Source organism: Psychrobacter sp. 2Y5 (assembly GCF_051847375.1).
Classification (GTDB): domain Bacteria; phylum Pseudomonadota; class Gammaproteobacteria; order Pseudomonadales; family Moraxellaceae; genus Psychrobacter.
Genome location: NZ_JBPYDA010000011.1, coordinates 20,913 through 42,316, shown reverse-complemented (window position 1 = coordinate 42,316; position 21,404 = coordinate 20,913). Strand labels below are relative to the sequence as shown.

General features: G+C 45.2%; 17 protein-coding genes. 8 read left to right on the top strand and 9 right to left on the bottom strand.

Annotated elements, in window-relative coordinates:
- Positions 1-150: 150 nt before the first annotated feature.
- Positions 151-1,320: an acetyl-CoA C-acyltransferase FadA gene (fadA, locus tag ACS8E3_RS11230; RefSeq protein ID WP_439244226.1), complete on the bottom strand. Its 1,170-nt coding sequence runs from the start codon at positions 1,318-1,320 to the stop codon at positions 151-153.
- A gap of 142 nt (positions 1,321-1,462) precedes the next feature.
- Complete coding sequence (fadB, locus tag ACS8E3_RS11225) at positions 1,463-3,622, bottom strand: fatty acid oxidation complex subunit alpha FadB (protein WP_439244224.1); 2,160 nt, start codon at positions 3,620-3,622, stop codon at positions 1,463-1,465.
- A gap of 582 nt (positions 3,623-4,204) precedes the next feature.
- Here fadB and ACS8E3_RS11220 point away from each other — a divergent pair.
- Both ACS8E3_RS11220 and ACS8E3_RS11215 read left to right on the top strand, forming a co-directional pair.
- Complete coding sequence (locus ACS8E3_RS11220; RefSeq protein ID WP_439244223.1) at positions 4,205-5,227, top strand: polyprenyl synthetase family protein; 1,023 nt, start codon at positions 4,205-4,207, stop codon at positions 5,225-5,227.
- Between the two features lie 52 nt (positions 5,228-5,279).
- Positions 5,280-6,098 carry a DUF72 domain-containing protein gene (locus ACS8E3_RS11215; RefSeq protein ID WP_439244222.1) on the top strand — a complete coding sequence of 273 codons (819 nt, stop codon included), beginning with the start codon at positions 5,280-5,282 and terminating at the stop codon, positions 6,096-6,098.
- A 167-nt stretch (positions 6,099-6,265) separates the two neighbouring features.
- Here ACS8E3_RS11215 and ACS8E3_RS11210 read toward each other — a convergent pair whose 3' ends face one another.
- Entirely contained in the window at positions 6,266-6,895 is a 630-nt protein-coding gene (locus ACS8E3_RS11210) for a superoxide dismutase (RefSeq protein WP_439244221.1), read from the bottom strand.
- Between the two features lie 417 nt (positions 6,896-7,312).
- Between ACS8E3_RS11210 and rdgB the strand changes: the two genes are divergently transcribed.
- The 5 genes from rdgB (at position 7,313) to ACS8E3_RS11185 (ending at position 13,549) form a co-directional block, all read left to right on the top strand.
- Positions 7,313-7,996 carry an RdgB/HAM1 family non-canonical purine NTP pyrophosphatase gene (rdgB, locus tag ACS8E3_RS11205; protein ID WP_439244219.1) on the top strand — a complete coding sequence of 228 codons (684 nt, stop codon included), beginning with the start codon at positions 7,313-7,315 and terminating at the stop codon, positions 7,994-7,996.
- A 346-nt stretch (positions 7,997-8,342) separates the two neighbouring features.
- Positions 8,343-9,686 carry a trigger factor gene (gene tig, locus ACS8E3_RS11200; RefSeq protein ID WP_439244217.1) on the top strand — a complete coding sequence of 448 codons (1,344 nt, stop codon included), beginning with the start codon at positions 8,343-8,345 and terminating at the stop codon, positions 9,684-9,686.
- A 575-nt stretch (positions 9,687-10,261) separates the two neighbouring features.
- Positions 10,262-10,906 carry an ATP-dependent Clp endopeptidase proteolytic subunit ClpP gene (clpP, locus tag ACS8E3_RS11195; protein ID WP_439244282.1) on the top strand — a complete coding sequence of 215 codons (645 nt, stop codon included), beginning with the start codon at positions 10,262-10,264 and terminating at the stop codon, positions 10,904-10,906.
- A 97-nt stretch (positions 10,907-11,003) separates the two neighbouring features.
- The gene (gene clpX, locus ACS8E3_RS11190) at positions 11,004-12,278 is read left to right on the top strand and encodes an ATP-dependent protease ATP-binding subunit ClpX (RefSeq protein ID WP_439244216.1); all 1,275 of its coding nucleotides are present in this window, start codon (positions 11,004-11,006) and stop codon (positions 12,276-12,278) included.
- 242 nt (positions 12,279-12,520) lie between these two features.
- Entirely contained in the window at positions 12,521-13,549 is a 1,029-nt protein-coding gene (locus ACS8E3_RS11185) for an SDR family NAD(P)-dependent oxidoreductase (RefSeq protein ID WP_439244214.1), read from the top strand.
- Positions 13,550-13,669: 120 nt separating this feature from the next.
- Here ACS8E3_RS11185 and ACS8E3_RS11180 read toward each other — a convergent pair whose 3' ends face one another.
- The 3 genes from ACS8E3_RS11180 to argS form a co-directional block, all read right to left on the bottom strand.
- Complete coding sequence (locus ACS8E3_RS11180; protein ID WP_439244213.1) at positions 13,670-14,764, bottom strand: PTS transporter subunit IIC; 1,095 nt, start codon at positions 14,762-14,764, stop codon at positions 13,670-13,672.
- A gap of 181 nt (positions 14,765-14,945) precedes the next feature.
- Positions 14,946-15,758 (bottom strand): SPOR domain-containing protein, encoded by an 813-nt coding sequence (locus ACS8E3_RS11175; RefSeq protein ID WP_439244211.1) that lies wholly within the window; start codon positions 15,756-15,758, stop codon positions 14,946-14,948.
- Positions 15,759-15,820: 62 nt separating this feature from the next.
- A complete protein-coding gene (argS, locus tag ACS8E3_RS11170; protein ID WP_439244209.1) occupies positions 15,821-17,650 on the bottom strand; it encodes an arginine--tRNA ligase in 1,830 nt (609 codons plus the stop codon).
- Positions 17,651-17,901: 251 nt separating this feature from the next.
- On the opposite strand from argS, the gene ACS8E3_RS11165 reads away from it, so the two are divergent.
- On the top strand, positions 17,902-18,123 hold the full coding sequence (locus ACS8E3_RS11165; RefSeq protein WP_439244207.1) for a DUF2788 domain-containing protein: 222 nt from the start codon (positions 17,902-17,904) through the stop codon (positions 18,121-18,123).
- On the opposite strand, the gene ACS8E3_RS11160 is transcribed toward ACS8E3_RS11165, so the two are convergent.
- The 3 genes from ACS8E3_RS11160 to cmoA form a co-directional block, all read right to left on the bottom strand.
- A complete protein-coding gene (locus tag ACS8E3_RS11160; protein ID WP_439244206.1) occupies positions 18,113-19,222 on the bottom strand; it encodes a DUF1176 domain-containing protein in 1,110 nt (369 codons plus the stop codon). The two genes, ACS8E3_RS11165 and ACS8E3_RS11160, sit on opposite strands and share 11 nt — an antisense overlap.
- A gap of 103 nt (positions 19,223-19,325) precedes the next feature.
- Entirely contained in the window at positions 19,326-20,369 is a 1,044-nt protein-coding gene (gene cmoB / locus ACS8E3_RS11155; RefSeq protein ID WP_439244205.1) for a tRNA 5-methoxyuridine(34)/uridine 5-oxyacetic acid(34) synthase CmoB, read from the bottom strand.
- Positions 20,370-20,522: 153 nt separating this feature from the next.
- Positions 20,523-21,344 (bottom strand): carboxy-S-adenosyl-L-methionine synthase CmoA, encoded by an 822-nt coding sequence (gene cmoA, locus ACS8E3_RS11150; protein WP_439244203.1) that lies wholly within the window; start codon positions 21,342-21,344, stop codon positions 20,523-20,525.
- Between the last annotated feature and the right edge of the window lie 60 nt (positions 21,345-21,404).

The window sequence follows — 21,404 nt, the reverse complement described above, 5'->3', positions numbered from 1 at the left end:
TAGTTTAGCTAGGGCGTCAATGAGATAAGCTCAAATATGCCCTCTCCCTTGTGAAAGATAAGAGTCAACCATAAAAAAGCCCTTAGCTATTTCGCTAAGGGCTTTGCTATATCACTAAGATTATTGCTTAATAAAAGTCAGTTCGTACTCTTATACGCGCTCAATAACGGTAGCGATACCTTGACCTAGACCGATACACATAGTCGCAAGGCCAATCTCAGTATCCATCTGCTCCATAGCGTTGAGCAAAGTTACCGTGATACGTGCGCCTGAGCAGCCGAGTGGATGGCCCAAAGCGATCGCGCCGCCATTAACGTTGATGATGTCTTGCTTATCTTCTAGGCCCATAGATTTAATAACGGCCAAGCTCTGCGCAGCAAAAGCTTCGTTGAGCTCGATGGTTTGTATATCTTCTAGGCTTAGACCGGCACGTTTCAGTGCTTTTTGCGAAGCCGGTACAGGGCCATAGCCCATGATAGCAGCGTCACAACCGGCGATACCCATGCTACGAATACGAGCACGCGGCTTAAGACCTAAGTCTTTGGCTTTTTGCGCACTCATGACTAGCATAGCGGACGCACCGTCAGATAAGGCTGACGAAGTAGCCGCCGTCACTGTACCCTTTGGATCAAAGGCAGGACGTAGCTTTTGCATTTGATCCATCGTCGCATCAGGGCGAATCACTTCATCGACCGTGCACAGCTGCAGACGACCTTGTTCATCATGGCCTTCGATACCGATGATTTCGTTATCGAAACGACCCTCAGTAGTCGCTTCCCAAGCGCGGCGATGCGACTCAAGACCGAAAGCATCTTGCTCTTCGCGGCTAACATTATTCATGCGTCCTAGCATCTCAGCGGTCAAGCCCATCATGTTAGAGGCTTTGGCATAGTGCTTAGAGGCTGCTGGGTTTAGATCGATACCGTGCATCATACCGACATGACCCATATGCTCAACCCCACCAATGATGAAGGTATCGCCTTGATTGGTCATAATTTGCGCCGCTGCCGTATGCAGAGCTTGCATCGATGAGCCGCATAGACGGTTGACCGTTTGGCCGCCCGTGGTCTTAGGGATATCAGCCAGCAGGCCGATATTGCGACCGATGTTCATACCTTGCTCTAAGGTTTGGTTGACACAGCCCCAAATGATATCTTCGACATCATTGGTATCGAAGTCATTACGCTCAACTAAAGCGCGAACTAGCTCAGCTGATAGGCTATCGGCACGCACATGACGGAACATACCGTTTTTGGTTCTTCCCATCGCTGAACGTACACCGTCGACGATGACTACGTCTGTTGGACTTAAAGTTGTCATACTGTATTCCTTTTCAATTTGTTGTCAGCGCCGTAATGCTTAGCTTGATAGATTATTATTCATCTTAAATAGTCAGCAAGCTTACGGCACTTATCCTAATAGGGTATCTATACGTTGTTGTCTATATGCTTTTAAGACTCAGTTATGCAACAGGGTAGAATCTCTCACCAGCCGCGGCCATATCGCGGATCTTTTGCGGCGCTTCATAAGCTTTACCAAGGTGCGCATATTTTTCACACAGCGCTAGATAGTTATCTAGACCCAATTGATCGATGTAACGGCATGGACCACCACGGAATGGCGGGAAACCGACACCCATAATCATTGCCATATCAGCCTCAGCAGGCGTACTGACGATATTATCTTCTAAGCAGCGTACGGTCTCGTTACAGAAAGCTAGCATAGTACGGTCGATGATCGCTTGATCGTCAAACTCTTGCTTGTCGCTATCGGTTGTCGTTTCTAACAGCTTATAAGTGGCTTCGTCAGCGACTTTCTTTGGCTTACCGCGCTTATCGGTTTCGTACTTATAAAAGCCAACGCCGTTTTTCTGACCGAGACGCTCATTCTCATATAGATGCTCAATCGCACCTTTATAATCAGGGTTCATGCGATCAGGGAAACCTTCTGCCATGACCTCTGCGCCATGTACACCAGTATCTAGACCAACCACGTCGATCAGGTAAGCCGGACCCATAGGCCAGCCGAACTTTTCCATGACTTTATCGACATGGACAAAGTCAGCACCTTGCTTGAGCAGTAAGTCAAAAGCGCCAAAGTACGGGAATAGGACACGGTTCACTAAGAAGCCTGGGCAGTCATTTACGACTACGGGCACTTTACCCATCTTGGTCGCTAGCGCTACAGTCGTAGCAATCGCTTCTTCTGAAGACTTCTCACCGCGGATCACTTCTACTAGCGGCATACGGTGTACAGGGTTAAAGAAATGCATACCGACGAAGTTCTCTGGACGTTCAAGCACTTCTGCCAAATGGGTGATGGAGATGGTTGAGGTATTAGAAGCCAAAATAGCATCTTTTTTGACTAAGCCTTCGACTTCTTTGAGTACCGCGTGCTTCACTTTAGGGTTCTCTACTACTGCTTCGATAACGATGTCGGTCTCGCTAAAGTCGCCGTAATTTAGCGTTGGACGGATGCGGCTTAAGGTTTCGCCCATTTTCGCTGGGGTCATTTTTTTGCGTTCGACCATTTTGCCTAATAGCTTGCTCGCTTCACCCATACCCAAATCTAATTGCTCAGATTTGATATCTTTCATGATGATAGGCAAGCCTTTGCTAGCGGCTTGATAAGCGATACCGCCGCCCATAATACCTGCACCTAGTACAGCAGCTTCATTGATTTCGTGTGCTTGTTTGCTGTGCTTTTTAGCAAGTTTTTTGACTAGTTGATCATTTAAGAACAGACCGACTAAGCTCTCAGCTTGCGGCGTTTTCGCGGCTTTAGCAAAGTAAGTGGCTTCTACTTCGATCGCTTTGTCACGTGGCAGATTCACGTGCTTTTCGATCGCTTCGATAGCGAGCGCTGGCGCTGGATACTGCTTTGGATTGGCTTTTGAGAAAATCATACCTTTAGCGCTATTGAACGCCATCGCTTGCTCAAGCTGGTTTAATTTAACAGGATTGAGCTTCTCTTCACGTTTGGCCTGCCAATCAAGCTCGCCTGAGATGCATTTTTTGACCAAATCGACAGCAGCATCTTGCAAGTCATCAGCGGCGACAGTAGCGTCAACTAAACCTAGCTTTAGCGCTTCGAGTGGTTTTTTGGGTTTACCTGTAGCAATAAGCTCTAAGGCATTATCAATACCGATGACGCGAGTACTACGCACCGTACCACCGAAGCCTGGGAAAATACCAAGTTGCGTCTCAGGCAGGCCGATGATAGCTTTTTCGCTCATCACACGGTATTCACATACCAAAGTCATTTCACAACCACCGCCTAACGCTGCGCCGTTGATAGCGGCAACTTTCGGGAATGGCAAGTCTTCAAAGCGATTGAAATTGTCATTGACTTTGACGCCCCAGTCTTTGATCTCATCTTCAGGTTTTTGGAATGAAGCGACAAATTCTGTGATGTCAGCGCCGGCGATAAATACGCCTTTGCTTGAAGTGACGATAAGGCCTTTAACATCGTCGGCTTTTTCTAAAGCAGTGACCGCTTCGCTAAGCTGTTTGTTAGTTTCCATGTCAAATTTATTAACGCTCTCACCTTCAGCATTAAAATGCATATTAGCAATGCCATCCTCTAGCATGCTCACGGTAATGCGATTTCCTTGATATACCATTTGAAACTCCTTGCTGGGTTATATGATTTATAGGGCTACAAAAGCTGATTGATACAATCAAAGCTTATTAAAAGTCACGTTTTTGAATGATTACTTTTCTGAATTGGTACGTTTTTGAATTAAAATTATCGTTGATAGTTATTAGTAAAAACCAATAATTAGTAAAAGACCAATAAAATGAAAGATCAGCTATTTAAGGTGATCTGTTAGAGCGTACAGCAATGTGTACTGCTATCAGCGCCCTTTAGCCTGTATCGACAATCAGTTTAGGGATTATAACCGCGACTGTCACAAGCTAAAGCCGGACTCGTAAGTCACTCTTAAATCTCTAATGGCCATTTACCTCTCCCTTAATATGCTTTATTTGTATAGCAGCACCCTAGAAGGAGCGGTTTTATAGCTCATCGTTATTGAGCGTTTAAGGGTTATATTATAAAAACATATTAGCGCTACGAATTAAATCATCAATACGTAACGAAAGCTTAGCCAATCTTGCGCAGCTGCTATATAAGCCGGTATCACTATCATGCTAAACTAAGGCCATTTTCACTCTTGTTATTTCACTTAGTCATTGGTAGCTTTATGTCTCTCCCCTCCACTCCGCATTTCGTTCCTTTTGACTCTTTTGAGCAGCTATCTAGCTCGTTACGCGTGCAATTAGCCGCAGATATTGAAGCGCTATTTACCTATGCTGATTTGCCAAGTCCTTTAGATGAAGCTTGTCGCTATGTGATGACAGGTGAAGGTAAGCTGGTACGGCCTTTATTAGTCGCCAGTGCTTTTGCTAGTGTGATCGCGACCTCTAATGATACCGCCTTGGCTGATGAACAAGCCGAAACTACAAGCGTAATAGAAGATAAACCAACAGGTCTAGCTGCTCTTTTGCGCCATGAAACTCATTATGATATGTGCCGAAGAGCAGCACTAGCAGTGGAGCTATTGCACACTTATTCGCTAGTGCACGATGATTTGCCTTGCATGGATGATGATGAGCTGCGCCGTGGTCAGCCCACCGCTCATATCGTCTTTACCGAGGCGACCGCTTTGCTAGCAGGTGATGTTTTGCAGACGCTGGCTTTTGAAGTACTGAGCGCCGAGATCGACACCTTTGCGCCTTTTAATGACTTGATAGCCAGTAAGCTTTTGGCCGTATTTGCACCGCGAGCGCGGCGGATGGTGGCAGGGCAAATGCTCGATCTCAATGCAGAAGCGAGTACAGGCATATCGCAAATGGATTTGGAAGCTATTCACCGTGATAAGACCGGCGCGTTAATAGAAGCGGCGCTGCTGATGGGCGGGATCTGTGCGGGTGCTACGGCGCCGCAACGTATAGCACTGCAAGACTGCGCTCAGTATATTGGTCTGGCCTTTCAAGTACAAGACGATATCTTAGATGTGACTGGTAATACCGATGATCTAGGTAAACCGGCTGGCAGCGATGAAAAACTAGACAAATCAACCTATGTCAAGCTCATGGGCGTCGACGCGGCCAAAGACTACGCGCAGTCGCTGTTTGCGCAAGGTCGCAGTGCAATACCTCGTGAATTAGGTAACAACAATGCGGTGTTAGCCGTTATTGAATGGCTTTGGCAGCGGAAAAAGTAAGGCCAAACTCATCATCGTGAGAACTAATAAAGAGTTTTAATAAGTAGTCATTATGAATAATAATTCTACTCCTACTATATATCTAGGCACTGGCGGTTATAGCGATACCGACTTGCTGGGTACGCTATATCCTCAAGGCACCAAAAAGACCGATTTCTTACGTGAGTACGCCCGTCAATACGGCGCGGTCGAGATTAACAGCACCTTCTACGCGCCTATCGGTCAAAAAGCCTTTGCCGGTATGATGGATAAAGCCTACGTACAAGCGGATAGTGAATTGAAGTTTGCGGTCAAACTGCATCAAGACTTTACTCATGCGCGCAAAGGGTCAGCGGAGCACGCGCAAGCTTTTCTGAATGCTTTGACGCCACTAATAGAAGCGGATTGCTTAGCGCCATTATTACTCCAGTTTCCGCATGGTTTTGATCGGACTCGCGAGCACAGGCTATATTTAGCTAACTTGGTCAGCTGGTTTGGCGACTATCCACTAGCCGTCGAGTTTCGTCATAACGCATGGCACACCCCGCAAGTGGTCGATAGCTTTAAACAGCAAGGTCTCATCTGGTGCAGCGTTGATTATCCTAAAGTCAGCGGTCTACCGCCGTCACGATTGATATTTACCGAGCGTACAGGGTATCTGCGCATGCATGGCAATAATCTAAACTGGTGGGATGCGATGAGCGCCGCCGACCGCCATGATTATCGCTACTCTGAGGTGGAGATGCAGGACTGGGCACAAGCGATTGCCAATCAGCGTCAGCATTTCGATACGCTATATATCTTCTTTCAAAATACCGTCAATGCGCATGCGTATTATAATATTGCGATGTTACGTGAGGCATTAGGTAAGTTTGGGTTTGAGGTGTTGTAGGGTTTGGTTAGTTTTATCAAAGTCTTACTGACAGTATAGTATTGTCCTAGCCGCTTATATTAGTAATGGAGGACACTACACTAATCCTCATTTCACCTCCAAAATCAAACCAAAAAAAAGACGCCTCTCAGCGTCCTTTTTTATTAATCAAATACTTGAGTTAAAGATTACTCTTCAACACCAGCATCTTGACCTTTATATTTTGCGTTGGCGTAGTCCCAGTTCACTAGCTTGTCTAGGAACGTGTCAACATAGTCAGGACGACGGTTACGATAATCGATGTAGTAAGCATGTTCCCACACATCACAAGTCAATACTGCTACTTGATCATGCGCCAGTGGGTTATCAGCGTTACCCGTCTTAGCAATAGATAGTTTACCGCCAACTTTATCAGCAACTAGCCATGCCCAACCTGAACCGAACTGTGAAGTGGCTGCGTTTTTGAACTCTTCACGGAACTTATCATAGCTACCGAAATCTTCTTCGATTTTGCCTTTTAGATCACCAGTAGGTTCGCCGCCACCGTTTTCTGGCGTCATGCAGTTCCAGTAGAAAGTATGGTTCCAAACTTGTGCCGCTTGGTTAAACATCGTTTGTTTGCTATCGTCTTTTGACGTGCCTTCGATGATTTCTGGTAGAGTTTTGCCTTCATAGCCAGAACCAGGTAGCAAGTCATTTAGCTTATTCACATAAGCAGCATGATGCTTATCATGATGATACTCTAGCGTTTCGGCACTGATATGTGGCTCTAGTGCGTCTTTGGCATAAGGGAGATCTGGTAATTTAATATTTGACATAGTTATTTTATCCTTGCTGTTTTAGCCAACGATTTATAGCATTAGACTCTACATAGTTTTAATTATAGAATTCGCTATAAAAGAGTAGACTAAGTTGGCTGAGTTTATTATTAGTGAATATGCAATGGTGCTTAAAGTACTTATGCACCTTGTTATAAATCTAAAAGTTATAACCCTAAAACGAGCTTAAATGACTCCGAGTTACTGTCTGTCCATTTTAAATCCGTTTTATGGATTTTAAATCGACAAGAGATGAACTCAGAAGGCATAAGCTGTAAGCTATAATTCACTGTAGCTTGTGAACTAGTATAACAACAGTCGTGGATGATATCCGTTACTGAATGTTATAGAGCGTTTGCTAATCATTATAGGCTGACTGATTACGCAGCATAAATTCTCAATTCTTGGATATATTTTATGAGTACAACGACTTCTCAAACGCATACACAGAGCTTAGCAAAGGATCAGTTCAGCGAATTTTTAGCACAGAATCAATGGGTGCTTGCTAGTAATAATAAAGGTAAATTAGCAGAGTTTGAGCGCTTATTTACAGCAGCGAATTTAGATGTCACTATTATTCCGCAGGATCGGCTAGAGATAGAAGATGCGATAGAGGACGGTTTAAGCTTCATTGAAAACGCGATTATCAAAGCGCGTCACGCTAGCCGCATTAGCGGTTTGCCGGCGATTGCTGATGACTCAGGCTTATGTGTGCCAGTATTGGGCAACGCACCCGGCATCTACTCTGCCCGCTATGCAGGCGAGCATGGCAATGATGCTAAGAACAACGCCAAGCTCATCACTGACTTGCAGCCTATTCGTGCGCAAAATCGCACTAATAATAAAGACACGCCGATCAAAGGACTGTTTGTCTGTGTCCTAGCGCTGGTCCGTCACTCTGATGATCCGCTACCTATTATCGCTCAAGGTCTATGGCAAGGCGAGATATTGGAAGCGCCTCACGGTCAGGGTGGTTTTGGTTATGATCCGCTGTTTTGGTTACCTGAACTAGAAGCAACGGCGGCGAGTTTGGACAGCACTCATAAAAACCAAATCAGTCATCGTGGGCAAGCGATTAAGCAATTATTGCAGCAATTATGAGGTTTTTGACATTCATTTATTGCTTTTAGGAAGGAATTTAGAGCAAATATACTATCAGGTAACAGATAGCTTTTACTTTAATTAGCAGATAGATTATACTGTTCTACTTTTAAATTTTATTGCTGCTCGACTTTAGCCCCTTTTGTTTGATAACTGACTGATTAAAAAAGTAATCAGGGTTTACGGACAGCGATAATGGTTATCAGCGCTAAGTATTTAAAGCTTAGTATTCTAAGCTGATATCTGCGATACCCTATTCATTCTAACGGCAATCGATAATTCGTTTATCTTCATCCATATATAAGCGCGATTGACTATTATTTAAATCATCTAAGGTGTAATTAACATGGCTACAGATTTACAAGTCACAACCAATAAGCTGTCTAACAAAGAAACACAACTGACCGTTAAAGTTCCTGTTGAAAAAATCCAAAATAAAGTCGAAGGTCGTATTCGCCAAGTGGCGAAAACCGCCAAAATTGACGGTTTCCGTAAAGGCAATGTGCCAATGTCGCATATCCGCTCACAGTATGGCGCGGGCATTCAGCAAGAAGTTATCAATGACGTTATCCGCGATACTGTCTTTGAAGCGATCAAAGAAGAGGACATCCGCGCGGTTGGTATGCCAAATATCGATGACGTCAAACTTGAAGATGACTTCTTAGTCTATCAAGCGACCGTTGAGATCTTCCCAGAAGTGGAAGTACAAGGTATCGATGAGATCGAAGTAGAGCGTCATACCGCCTCTGTAGATGATGCTGATGTCGATACCATGATCGAAAACCTACAAAAGCAGCGCCAAGAGTTCGTTGAGAAAAAAGGCAAAGCGACCAAAGATACTCAGGTCACTTTTGACTTTGAAGGCTCCATCGACGGCGAGAAATTTGAAGGCGGTAGTGCTGAAGATTTCAAATTAGTTATCGGTAGTAACCAGATGATTCCAGGCTTTGAAGATGGCATCAAAGGCATGAAAGCTGGCGAAGAAAAAGTCATCGATGTGACTTTCCCAGAAGATTATCAAGCTGAAAATTTAGCGGGTAAAGAAGCTCAGTTCAAAATCAACGTCAAACTGGTTGAAAAACCTAAGCTACCTGAGATTGACGATGAGTTCCTTGAGCTATTTGGCGTAAAAGAGGGTGGCATCGATAAGTTAAAAGAAGACGTGCGCAAAAATATGGAACGCGAAATCAAGAACGCGGCTCGTAGCCAAGTCAAGCAAGCGACTTTTGATGCACTACTAGAGAAGAACGAGTTTGATGTACCAAACGCGATGCTTGAGCAAGAAATCGACCGTCAGCGTAGCATGATGATGCAGCGTTTCGCTCAGCAGTTCGGCTCTAGCGCTGATAGCTTCGATAAAGATATGCTGCCAAATGAGCTGTTTGAAGAGCAAGCGCTACGTGCCGCTCGCCTTGGTATCATCGTCGCTCGCGTCATCGATACCAAAAACATCGAAGTCGATCAAGATCGCGTCGAGACTTTCATCAAAGAAGCGGCTGAAAACTACGAAGATCCAGCGGAAGTTATCGAATACTACACTAACGATAAGCAGCAACGCGCTAATATCGAATCAGTAGTCTTAGAAGATCAAGTCGTTGATTATCTCATCGAGCAAGGTAAAGTCACTGATAAAGAAGTCAGCTATCAAGACTTGCTAGCTGCTCAGCAACAACAGCAGCAAGCAATGTAATGAGTGAGAATTGCGGTCTTTGCGTATCAATGATTTATCATTATGGCATTGACTGATAACGGGATAATATAAACTGCCTCAACACCTCTGTTGGGGCATTTTTGTCAGTACCGTTTGTTTTAGACAGTGATGAATAGCTAGTTTTTTACTATCTTTGCCGCGCTGCCCTTGATAAATGACTACTGACGCCTTATTAATAGGGGACAATTTATCATTTGTGACGCTAGGCATTTACTATTACTCACTAAAAAAGTTACTATTGCTGCACTTTTTACTGAATAGCCCAGTTGCTTTATAGACTATAGTCGAATTACTTTAAAAGTGTCATAGCACTGCTGGGATGAATTTTACGCGACCTCTGTGATAACAGCACGCAAGTAAAATTTATACCAGTAGCGCGTTCAAATTTATAACAACTTTATTTTGAACTGACTATATTCACTCTATTCTAAAAACAGCTCTTTTTATAAAAACAGTTATTTTGTCTCTACCTTTTAATACTTATATTCCAATACTAGGACTTCCCTATGACAGATTATGATCGCATTACAGCCAATCCTCATTTCGATATGCTGATGAGCGCCCACGATCAGGTACAAAGTGCAGGCCAAGCGGCACAAGGCGCACTCGTTCCTATGGTGGTTGAGCAGTCCGCTCGCGGCGAGCGTTCGTTCGATATTTTCTCGCGTCTATTACGTGAGCGCGTTATCTTTTTGACTGGTCAAGTCGAAGATCACATGGCCAACCTTATCGTCGCCCAGTTGCTATTTCTAGAAGCGGAAAACCCGGATAAAGATATCCACTTATATATCAACTCTCCAGGCGGTTCTGTGAGCGCAGGTCTCGCTATTTTTGATACCATGAACTTCATCAAGCCGGAAGTCTCCACTATCTGTATGGGCGGCGCTTATAGCATGGGCTCATTCTTACTGGCAGCGGGCGAACGCGGCAAACGCTACGCCCTAGCCAATTCACGGGTGATGATTCATCAACCATCAGGCGGCGCTCAAGGTCAGGCGACTGATATCGAGATTAATGCGCGTGAAATCATCAAAACGCGTGCGCGTCTAAACGAGATTTTGGCTGAACGTACGGGCCAGCCTGTAGAGAAAATCGAGAAAGACGTTGAGCGTGACTACTGGTTAGATGCCAAGGAAGCCAAAGAATATGGCTTAGTCGATGAAGTATTAGAGCGTCGCCCAGCGGACCTAAAAAAATAGTCTGTTGTCTAGACAGCTATTAAACCAAAGAAATCGCCAAACTTCGTTTATCGCTAAGTTTTAAACCAGAAAAGTAAGATTTTAGGAGTGCCTCTACATGGCAAAAGACAAGACCCCGCAGTGTTCATTTTGCGGTAAAGCCAAAAATGAAGTGAAACAGTTAATTGCCGCTGATGATGCCAATATCTGTAATGAATGTATCGAGCTTTGTACAGACCTTATCGTAGACAGCGTTGACGAAGAAGAAACAGATGGCGAGCTAGATACCTCATGGGTCAATAAAAAGCTACCGACTCCTAAGGAGCTGCGCGCGAAGCTTGATGATTATGTTATCGGTCAAGACGCGGCCAAAAAAGCTCTGGCAGTCGCGGTTTATAACCACTATAAACGTCTCAAAGTGAGCCAAACCTTAGCTAGCGATAAGAAAAAAGCTAAGATCGGCGCGGATGATGCGATGGTTGAATTGGCGAAGAGTAATATCTTGCTAATCGGTCCAACCGGTTCAGGTAAAACCTTGTTAGCGCAGACTTTAGCGCGGTTATTAGATGTCCCTTTCGCTATGGCGGATGCGACAACGCTAACTGAAGCCGGTTATGTCGGTGAAGACGTCGAAAACATCGTCCAAAAGCTTCTGCAAGCTTCTGACTATGACGTTAGTAAAGCGGAACAAGGCATCATCTATATCGATGAGATCGATAAAATCAGCAAAAAAGGCGAGAACCTATCGATCACTCGTGACGTCTCAGGCGAAGGCGTTCAACAAGCGCTGCTCAAACTGATCGAGGGCACGGTTGCCGCTATTCCACCGCACGGTGGTCGCAAGCACCCACAACAAGAGCTGATCCAAGTCGATACTAGTAATATCTTAATTATCGTTGGTGGCGCTTTTGCTGGACTTGATAAAGTCATTCAGCAGCGTACTGAAAAAGGCGGTATTGGCTTTAATGCTGATGTCAGCTCAAAAGACGATAGCCGCCGTAGCTCAGATCTATTACAGCTAGTAGAACCGGAGGATTTAATCAAGTTCGGCCTTATCCCAGAGCTGATCGGTCGTTTGCCGGTTTTGGCAGCTTTAGAAGAGCTAGACGAAAAAGCGCTCATACAGATATTGACTGAGCCTAAGAACGCTTTGGTTAAGCAGTACGAGTATCTATTCGATATGGAAGGCGCTAAAATTACCTTTACCCAAAAGGCGCTTGATGCCATTGCCAAAAAAGCCATGGAGCGCAAGACAGGGGCACGCGGTCTACGCTCTATCGTCGAAAATGCCTTACTTGAGACTATGTACGAGCTACCATCGATGGAAAATGCTAAATCGGTCACTGTAGATGATACCGTCATCAACGAAGGCAAAATCCCCAAAATTGCTTAATTGGTTATCGGTTATCGGTTATCGGTTATCGGTTATCCTAAAGGTGTCTGGCATTATGTATGCTAGACACCTTTTTTTATGCTAAAAAATGACAGCTGCGTATACCAATGTGTTTCGGCTGTAAGCCTAAGCCGTGATAAGCTCATATAATAAATTATTATGTTTACCGTATTATTTTACTCATTTAACACTCGTGCTTTATACCTTATCATCACTCTCATTATTACAAAGGATTGTTAATCATGTTGAATTCCATGACTGCTATGACCTCGGCCCTGCGTCAACACTTGCCTGACTCCTTAAAAGCGCATTCTACAAATACTAGCAAAGATATCAGCGACTTCTATAAAGGTCACGTCGCCGCTATTACTGGTGCAGGATCGGGTATGGGCCGAGCGCTTGCCATCCACTTGGCCAAAATGGGCTGTGAGGTGGCGCTCTCAGATATCGGCGCAGAGCCGCTAGCTGAAACGCAAAAATTGCTCGAAGGTTTTGATGTCAAAAGCACTATTGCCGTCCTTGATGTCGCTGACAAAGATGCCGTTTATGACTGGGCGGATAGCGTCGTAGCAGACCATGGTAAAGTAAATTTTGTCTTTAATAATGCTGGCGTAGCGCTCTACTCTACCGTAGAAGGTAGTAGTTTAGAGGAGCTAGAATGGGTGATGGATATCAACTTTTGGGGCGTGGTTTATGGTACTAAGGCTTTTTTGCCATTGATTAAAAACAGCGTCAAGCTTAGCGAAACCGAAGCTAGTACTAAAAAGGATGATAATAAATTGCGCCAATTCAATGAACACGGTCATATCATTAATATCTCAAGCCTATTTGGCCTTACCGCTCAACCTTCACAGTCCGCTTATAACGCCAGCAAATTTGCGGTACGCGGCTTCACCGAGAGCTTGCGTCAAGAGCTAGATATTCAGCGCTGCGGTGTCTCGGCTACTTGCATTCATCCGGGCGGTATCCGTACTAATATCGCCAACAGCGCGCGCGGTAACGATAGCATCAGCGAGCTTGGGATGCGCTCTGGTCCAAGCGCTATTAGAAGCTTTAACAAATTCCTAAAATTTGATGCCAACGACGCGGCTTGGGTTATTCTGGAAGCAGCCGCCACCAATCAGCCACGCCGCTTGATTGGTAACGATGCTAAAATGATAGATGCCGTGCAGCGGGTATTCCCCAACCGTTATAGCAAAATACTTAATGATGTTAATAAGGTGAGTCGTAAACTGAAAAAACGTAACTCATCAAAATCTAGCAGTTCTTAGTTCGCCTGTTTGTTTAGTCCTCCATTTATCACAGAGTCAAAAAAACGCCTAAACTTTAAAGCTTAGGCGTTTTTTGTAGGTGAGAGGTTTGTGTATAAACGCTACTTATGACATTTGAGCTTAAGGCAACCTCATGTCACCCGCGACTAGCCAGCCTGACTTTCTCATCAGCCAAGCCACTAGTCCTGCAATAATAGCGGGTAATACAAACATCAATAAGATAATCGCTGTCCATAACTGTGTGGTGCTCATCAGCGCCTGTGAAGCCTCAATCACGCCAAACACCCCAACTAGTCCTGCCGTGCCCATACCCGCGCCCGTCGCCGTACAAGCCAGCTCAAACACCACAGTGGCGATAGGACCAACAACGGCACTAGCCACGATGGCCGGCAATAGAATAATGGGTTTTTTCAATACATTTGGAATTTGCAGCATACTAGTACCAAGGCCTTGCGAGATGACACCGCTAAAGCCATTGTCCTTAAAGCTTGCGACCGCAAAGCCAATCATATGCGCCGCACAGCCGACCACCGCCGCGCCGCCGGCGAGGCCGCCAAGACCAATCGCGATACAGATCGCGGCGCTAGAGGTTGGTAGCGTCAGCAAAATACCGACGATGACCGCAATGACGATACCCATTAAAAAGGGTTGCAGCTCAGTCGCAGCCTGTATGCCTTGACCGACCGCATTCACCGCGACAACTACTGGCGGGTTTAAAAAAGCGCAAACTGCCCAAGCAACAGTACAGACCGCTAAGGGTACAAGCAAGATATCTAGTTTAGTCTTACCAGAGACCCAAGTACCCGCTCGATATGCAAACACTGAGGCCAAATAAGCACCAATAGGATTGCCGGGTAGAGCTAAAAAGGTCGCGGGACCTGACTCTTGTGCGGTAAACAACGTCCCTGACATAAAGGCTTCGGTATGCGCGCCAAGCATACCGGCGACTAAGCAGCTGAGCATTACTAGCGTCGGCGCTTTGAGATAGTAAGCAATACCTACGCCTATCCCTGCGCCCATCAACACAGAGGCGAGTTTGCCGATAGCCATCAGTGCTGGAATCTGTAACCAGCCGCCGATTTGCGAGATGATAAGTCCAGCGATTAAGGTAACAAACAGCCCCAAGGCCATACCAGTAAAAGCATCGATAAAGTATTTTTGAAAGAATGATTTGATCATGCTATTTGACGCTGTCGTCGTCTCAGCTGAGTTCATTGTTAAGCTCTCATTGTCAATTGATAAAGGGAGGTAGTCTTGCTGATTGCCATCAGCTCAGATAATCCATGACTAAAATATTTTCTTGCAAAATACCTCTTGCTTAGTTCACTCCTCAAAAAAATAGCACAAAAAAAGCGTCAATGTGACGCTTTTCCTTAATAATAAAGAATTCTCGCAACTATCGACGCTGCTCAACGATAATAGAGTCGATGCCGTTGTTTTGTAAGCGCTGCTGTGCACTAGTGACCGCCTGACGATTATTCATTGGACGTGAAATCACCTGATAAATAGGTAAGCCATTGCCGGTCGTGTTTTTGACGACTCTAGCATCCACCCCTGCCATCAACACTTGCGCGCGGCGGCGATCCGCCTCATCAGCATCGCCAAAGCTATTGATTTGTAGAATGTAAGTGGAGGCTGGCGCTTTTTGTACTGTCGCTGTGCCACTGCCAGCCGCTATATTCGTATTGTTTGCTCTGTTGCTATTAGGAGATGTAGGCGCGGTACCGTCGTAAGTCGCATTTTCTTCTACTATCGTAATCTCATTATCGGCATCGCTGTTATTAGCTGCTGAGCTGCCACTCGGTTCAATCGTTGTGTTTTCAGAGATACCCAAATTGCTATTATTATCAGCACTAGCCTCAGGCTGAGTCACTACAACGTCAGCCTCGAAGTCATCCGTAGCACCTAAACGATCATTCTCTACTCCGCCGATATCTTCATCAGGAATGGTCGCCATCTCTTGGTTAGGCAGAATGTCATAAAACTCATAATCTGCATTGTCAGTGTCCGTCTCCACTCGCTGCTGTATCTGCCGATCAGAATCAGCCGCGGTTTCACTCTCGGCAGGACTAAAATTAAACAATGGCGAGAGGTACAAAAACACCCCTATCATAAGCGTCAATATCGCGCCAACGAACATCCACAATAAGCCTGATACGCTACTTGACTTACGTTTTTCAGTGGCGCCTCTAGGTTTTTTGGCTAACATGGATTGGTTTCTCCCTACTGAGTTGATATAAGACTACATTGATATCAGTATAACGTATTCGCTTACATGCTAGAAGGTGCAGTCAGCCCTAAAAGATTTAGGCCATTAGCCAGTACTTGCCGAACTGCTTTAGACAAGCGCAGGCGTGCCTGCATCATATTTAGCTCATCGGCACTTGGTGTCGCCCCTGAAGTCAGGCTCATAGGCAAGATACGATTGGTGTCATACCAGCCGTGGAACAGCGCTGCTAATTCTTTTAAGTAGTTGGTCAAGATGTGCGGCTCATAACCCGTCGCTGCCCGTAATAAAGTCGCAGGATAAGCGGCTAATAGCTTAATAAGCGCTTCTTCACTTGGCGCGCTAAGCAAGTTTTGCTGCGCCGCGCCAACGCTGTCATCGACGCTCAGCCCGCTAGTCTGTAGTTTTTCTAATACGCGGCAAACGCGAGCGTGCGCATACTGAATGTAATACACTTGGTTGTCTTTGCTTTGTGATTTGGCCAGCTCTAAATCAAAATCTACGTGCACCTCAGGCTTACGCGCCACATAATAAAAACGCGCCGCATCATTGCCAACCTCTTCGCGTAGCTCACGCAGCGTCACAAACTCACCAGAGCGCGAAGACATCTGCACTTTTTCACTGCCACGCCATAGGGCGACAAACTGCACTAATACTACATCCAAGCGCTCAGCATCTATACCAAGCGCTAATAGTGCGGCTCGTACTCGCGGTACGTAGCCATGATGATCCGCGCCCAATACATCAATCACTTTATCAAAACCGCGATCGAATTTATTCTTATGATAGGCGATATCAGAGGCAAAATAGGTGGTTTGGCCATTAGCACGGCGTACTACGCGATCTTTTTCGTCGCCAAAATCTGTGGATTTGAACCAAATATTGCCGTCTTGCTCATATAGATGGCCTTTTTCCTGTAACACTTGCAGTGCCGGCTCGATCTCATCAGTGATCGATCTCTCGCTAAACCAGCGCTCATAACGCACGCCAAAATCGTTCAAATCGTCTTTAATATCAGCCAAAATGCCAGTCAGCGCGGCATTAAGAAACAGCTCATAATTCTCGCCCAATAAGCGTTTGCTATTAGCAATCAGCCCATCAATATGCGCCTCTTTATTGCCTGAGATCAGCTCTTTGTCACCGTTAGCAGTGATATCATACTTAGCATCTGCAGTAACGTCTTTAGCGACCTCTGCAAAAGAATGCACGTAACTATCGCCATGCTGCGTCTTTACGGTTTCGGCGATATCACGGACATAGTCGCCTTTATAAGCGTTAGACGGGAAAGCCACACTCTCGCCGTTCGCTTCTAGATAGCGCAAATAAGTACTCGTCGCTAAGATATCCATCTGCCGACCGGCGTCATTGACATAGTATTCACGGGTGACGTCATAACCCACTGCTTCGAGCAAATTAGAAACACTCATGCCAAAGGCTGCGCCGCGACCATGACCAACGTGTAAGCTTGAGGTTGGGTTAGCGGAGACAAACTCCACTTGCACCTTTTGCCCTGCAAACTGATCACTGAGACCAAAACGATTTTGCAGCGTAAAAATATCTTCTAAAACTGCAAACTTAGCATCGCTATTTAGAAATACATTAATGAAGCCAGGCCCGGCGATATCGACTTGGCGGATATCTTGGTTTTCGGGTAGCGCGTTAACGATTTGCTCTGCTAAAGCGCGCGGATTACTTCTAGCGGCCTTGGCAGCGGTCATCGCAATGTTGCTGGCAAAATCGCCGTGACTAAGGTCTTTAGTACGGGTGATTTGGCTATTATTCTGCCAATCAGCAGGCAATACGCCGCCTTCTTTTAGAGTTTGGACAGCATCCTCAAACAGGGCTGCTAAAGTATCAATTTGGGCTTGTGACATAAGGGTATAAACTCAGATAAATATGACGAAAAAGTGATAACCCGTAAATATAACAATCTTTGCAGGTTATTGCATCATTATTGATAAAAATAGCGCTAAACAGCCACAATTTATGGCATCTAAGGACTAGGGCGTGTTGAATGTAGTAATACTGTCATATTGCCAACCGCAAAAGTTCATATCAAAACCGTTCCACGTTATAATATGGCTTTTATTTTTATTGCACTTAAATTGCACTTAAGGAAAAAAGTATGTTCGCCATTGCTGCTAGTACGGTTACCAACTGGGGACTGTATATATTATTGCCCGTATTTATCGCTTTCTTATTTTTTATTATTTGGGACCTTTCTAAAAAATCTGACGCAGGGCGCGCGGGAACCTTTTGGATGTTTTTAGCTTTAGGCGCAGGTTTTATAGGGTTTATTATCAAAGTTTTAGTCGAAGTTGCTTTTGAAAAATGGTTTATTGGTTAGGCTCAACCACTTCACTGACATAAGTGGGCATGCTCCAAGCCCCACTAGCTTCTATTAAGCGACACATGCCAGTAGTCAATTCACTAGACAGCACAAAACTTTTGCCATCCCAAACCCAGTTAGACATTGACCAACAGTCGCCTAATCCACGACCTTTATGCGCGGAAAATATCTCACCTTCACTATACTCTGAACCAGATAGAGTAATTAATTCAGGTTTACTCGGTTTGTCGTTATCTAGCAACCAATAACCATGACCAAAGTTGTAGGCCCCCGTCCAGCATGGGTGGCGAGCCAAGGTATAATTCCTATCAATAGCTATAAACTGCCAAACTTTATTGTTTTTATCGAACCAGCTTTGATCTGAGGTCAGCACGTTACAATCGGTGCGCGCTTCGTTATCAAGAGTCGCTATTGCCCACTTATCAATATTCTCTTGAAAATAGCTCAGTGTTGATGGGGTAAGTGGTTTGTTATCTTCGTCAGAATAAGCAAATGCTTTTCTGATAATAGGTTTTGCTTTAGCAGATTTAGGAATTTGCCGATTGGGATTAGTTTTACTGACTAAAGCTGAAGACGTTCCTACCCGGCCCTGAACATCATCTAGTTTTAATAACACAGCCGCCATACCCTGATCAGATATTTGCCATTGATACGCGCCTTTTTTAAATACTACTTTGCTATTTTTTCGCGCCTGTTTGATAAGTTGGGCCGTTTGCGCATCGGTCAACCCCCTAGCGCTACTCCCATCTACTGGCGGCTTAATGGCTCCATAAAACTTATCATTTAGCCATAGCTCAATAGAATTATTCTTACCTTCAATTTGAGCGATTATCTCGTCTGATGACTCCAAATAGTTTAATACCACTTGTGTACTTGGTATTTTATCACCTGCCGCTACGGTCATCAAAATACTACCGCGCCATTCAGCACTCTCATCAGTATAGCCGGCAGCACGGCAAGTCAAAGTATTGTCACAGACCACATGCCAGTCATCACTTACAAAACCGCTGCCATGGAATGGGTCGCCATAAGCGTCTGCAGCTAGAGCGGGAAAGGAGAAAAAACTGGCCGTCATCACAGCTATAGCTATTTTCACAATATATCACCCCTATCTTTGTAGGCTGCATTGCATGCCTCCTCATAGTTTGACTGGTATTTAAAAAGCACCCTACGCTTCGAGCCTTTGCAAAATGATAAGATTACCTTCTAGCTATGATCGTCGCGCGCTTCGGCGCCGGATAACCTTCAACCGTTTTGCTAGGATCATTGGGGTCAAGGAAATCCGTGAGCGATTGATAAGTCATCCACTCGGTCGCTCGCTGTTCCTCTATTGTAGTCACATCGACATCCACGCAGCGCACTTCATTAAAGCCAACCTTTTCTAGCCAGCCTATTAGTGCATCTACTGAGGGCAAGAAATAGACATTATTCATCTGTGCATATCTATCGTGCGGCACTAGTACCGTATTGGCATCACCATCGATCACTAAAGTCTCAAGTACTAACTCGCCACCTTTTACCAGCTGTCCACGCAGCTGCTGTAAATGCTCAAAAGGTGACTGGCGATGATAAAGCACCCCCATGCTGAACACGGTATCAAACAGTTGACTGCCTTGGTCGCCACTGGCAGGCAACGCCTCTAGTGGCACTGGAATATAATGAGTTCGGTAATTGTCAGCATTCCCCACAAAATGCCGAATCGCCATAAACTGATGATAAAACAAACACGATGGATCGACGATGATAACCGTCTCTGCGCCCGCCCCTGCCATACGCCAACCGTGATAACCAGAGCCGCCACCGACATCAAGGACACGCCTGCCTTTCAAAGGACTCAAATGCGGAGCCACCCGATCCCATTTCCAATCGCTATGCCATTCGGTATCTATCCGAATGCCTGCTTCATCGTCACCAATTTGACCGCCAATATAAAAAGGCCCTTTTCGCCAAGGCATCAATTGCTTGAGTAACGCGGTAATTTGCTTATGTTCGGAGTCACTAAGCTCGCTATTCACCGTAATAGCTGAACTATTCAAATCAACGCTATCAGCAGCAATAGTCGGCAATCGTGTCACGGAGGACTGATAAGCTGGCGCATGCGCGTAACTACGCTTATCCTTGATAGCCGTTAGCCACTTAGGCAGTAGCGCCAACCATTCGTAAGCCACCGGCTGCGTCTCAGCGATGGTCAACAAGGTTAAATACAGTTCACGTTCAGCGTTGACAATAGTGTTGTTGGTCATAGAAATTTCAGTTTTCGTTAGATTATAAGTGGCTAGATAATAGTTATAAAAGGAAGAACAAAGATAAAAAGATTGGCCTCAAGCTTAGCGTTCTTTCATAGTCGTGAAATCTGCGGGGCATGGGTGATTTATTTTTAAGGGTTTGTTCAAAAACTACTTAAACGCCACAATCGACACAAAGTTCAAAAACTGAAACCAAGTCAAATGCCTTGCAAACCCTACTTCGCTTAAACGCTGATGGTGCTGATCTAGAGTATCGGTAATCAGCACATTTTCCAGCGCGTTACGCTTACCGCTGATCTCCATCTCGCTATAACCATTAGCGCGTTTAAAGTCATAATAACGCTCGACCAACCAAGCATCGTATTGCTCATCTATAGCATGAGTCTTCTCCGTCAATACTAAGATACCGCCCTCCTCTAGCGCGTTATATATCTTCTCTAGCACCGCGACTCTATCCCCAGCAGGCAAGAACTGTAGCGTGAGATTGAGAATAACCATATCGCAAGGCTCAAGCTCGATATCGCGAATATCGGCGGTAATCACTTCGATATCATGCTCGGGGTAATTATCGCTTAGCAGCTTCTCTGCTTCACTAGTCATCGCAGGCGAGATATCGACCGCCTTAATCTGTAAATCTGACGACGCAAACTCGCCCGCTAGCGCCATCGTTGCCCCGCCAAGCGAGCAGCCCAAATCATAAATACGGCTAACCCGTTGACCCTCACTATTCTGTTGACGATACTTGCAATGACGCCGCGCAAAGAGTGGCAGCATAGCGAGTACTTGACCATAACCGGGCACACTACGGCGAATCATGTCAGGGAAACAGGCGACCACTTGCTCATCAAAGGAGAAGCGTGCGACTTTATCTAGTGGCGTGGTAAAGGGCCTATCAAATAAGGTATCAGGCTTAACATTAGCTTCGATATCAGTTTTTGGAGAGGGATTAGATTGACTCATGGAACGGCTCATTTAGCAAACAGTTTGTATAGTAAGACATTTAGCAAAAGCCCATTATAACATTACTGTTTG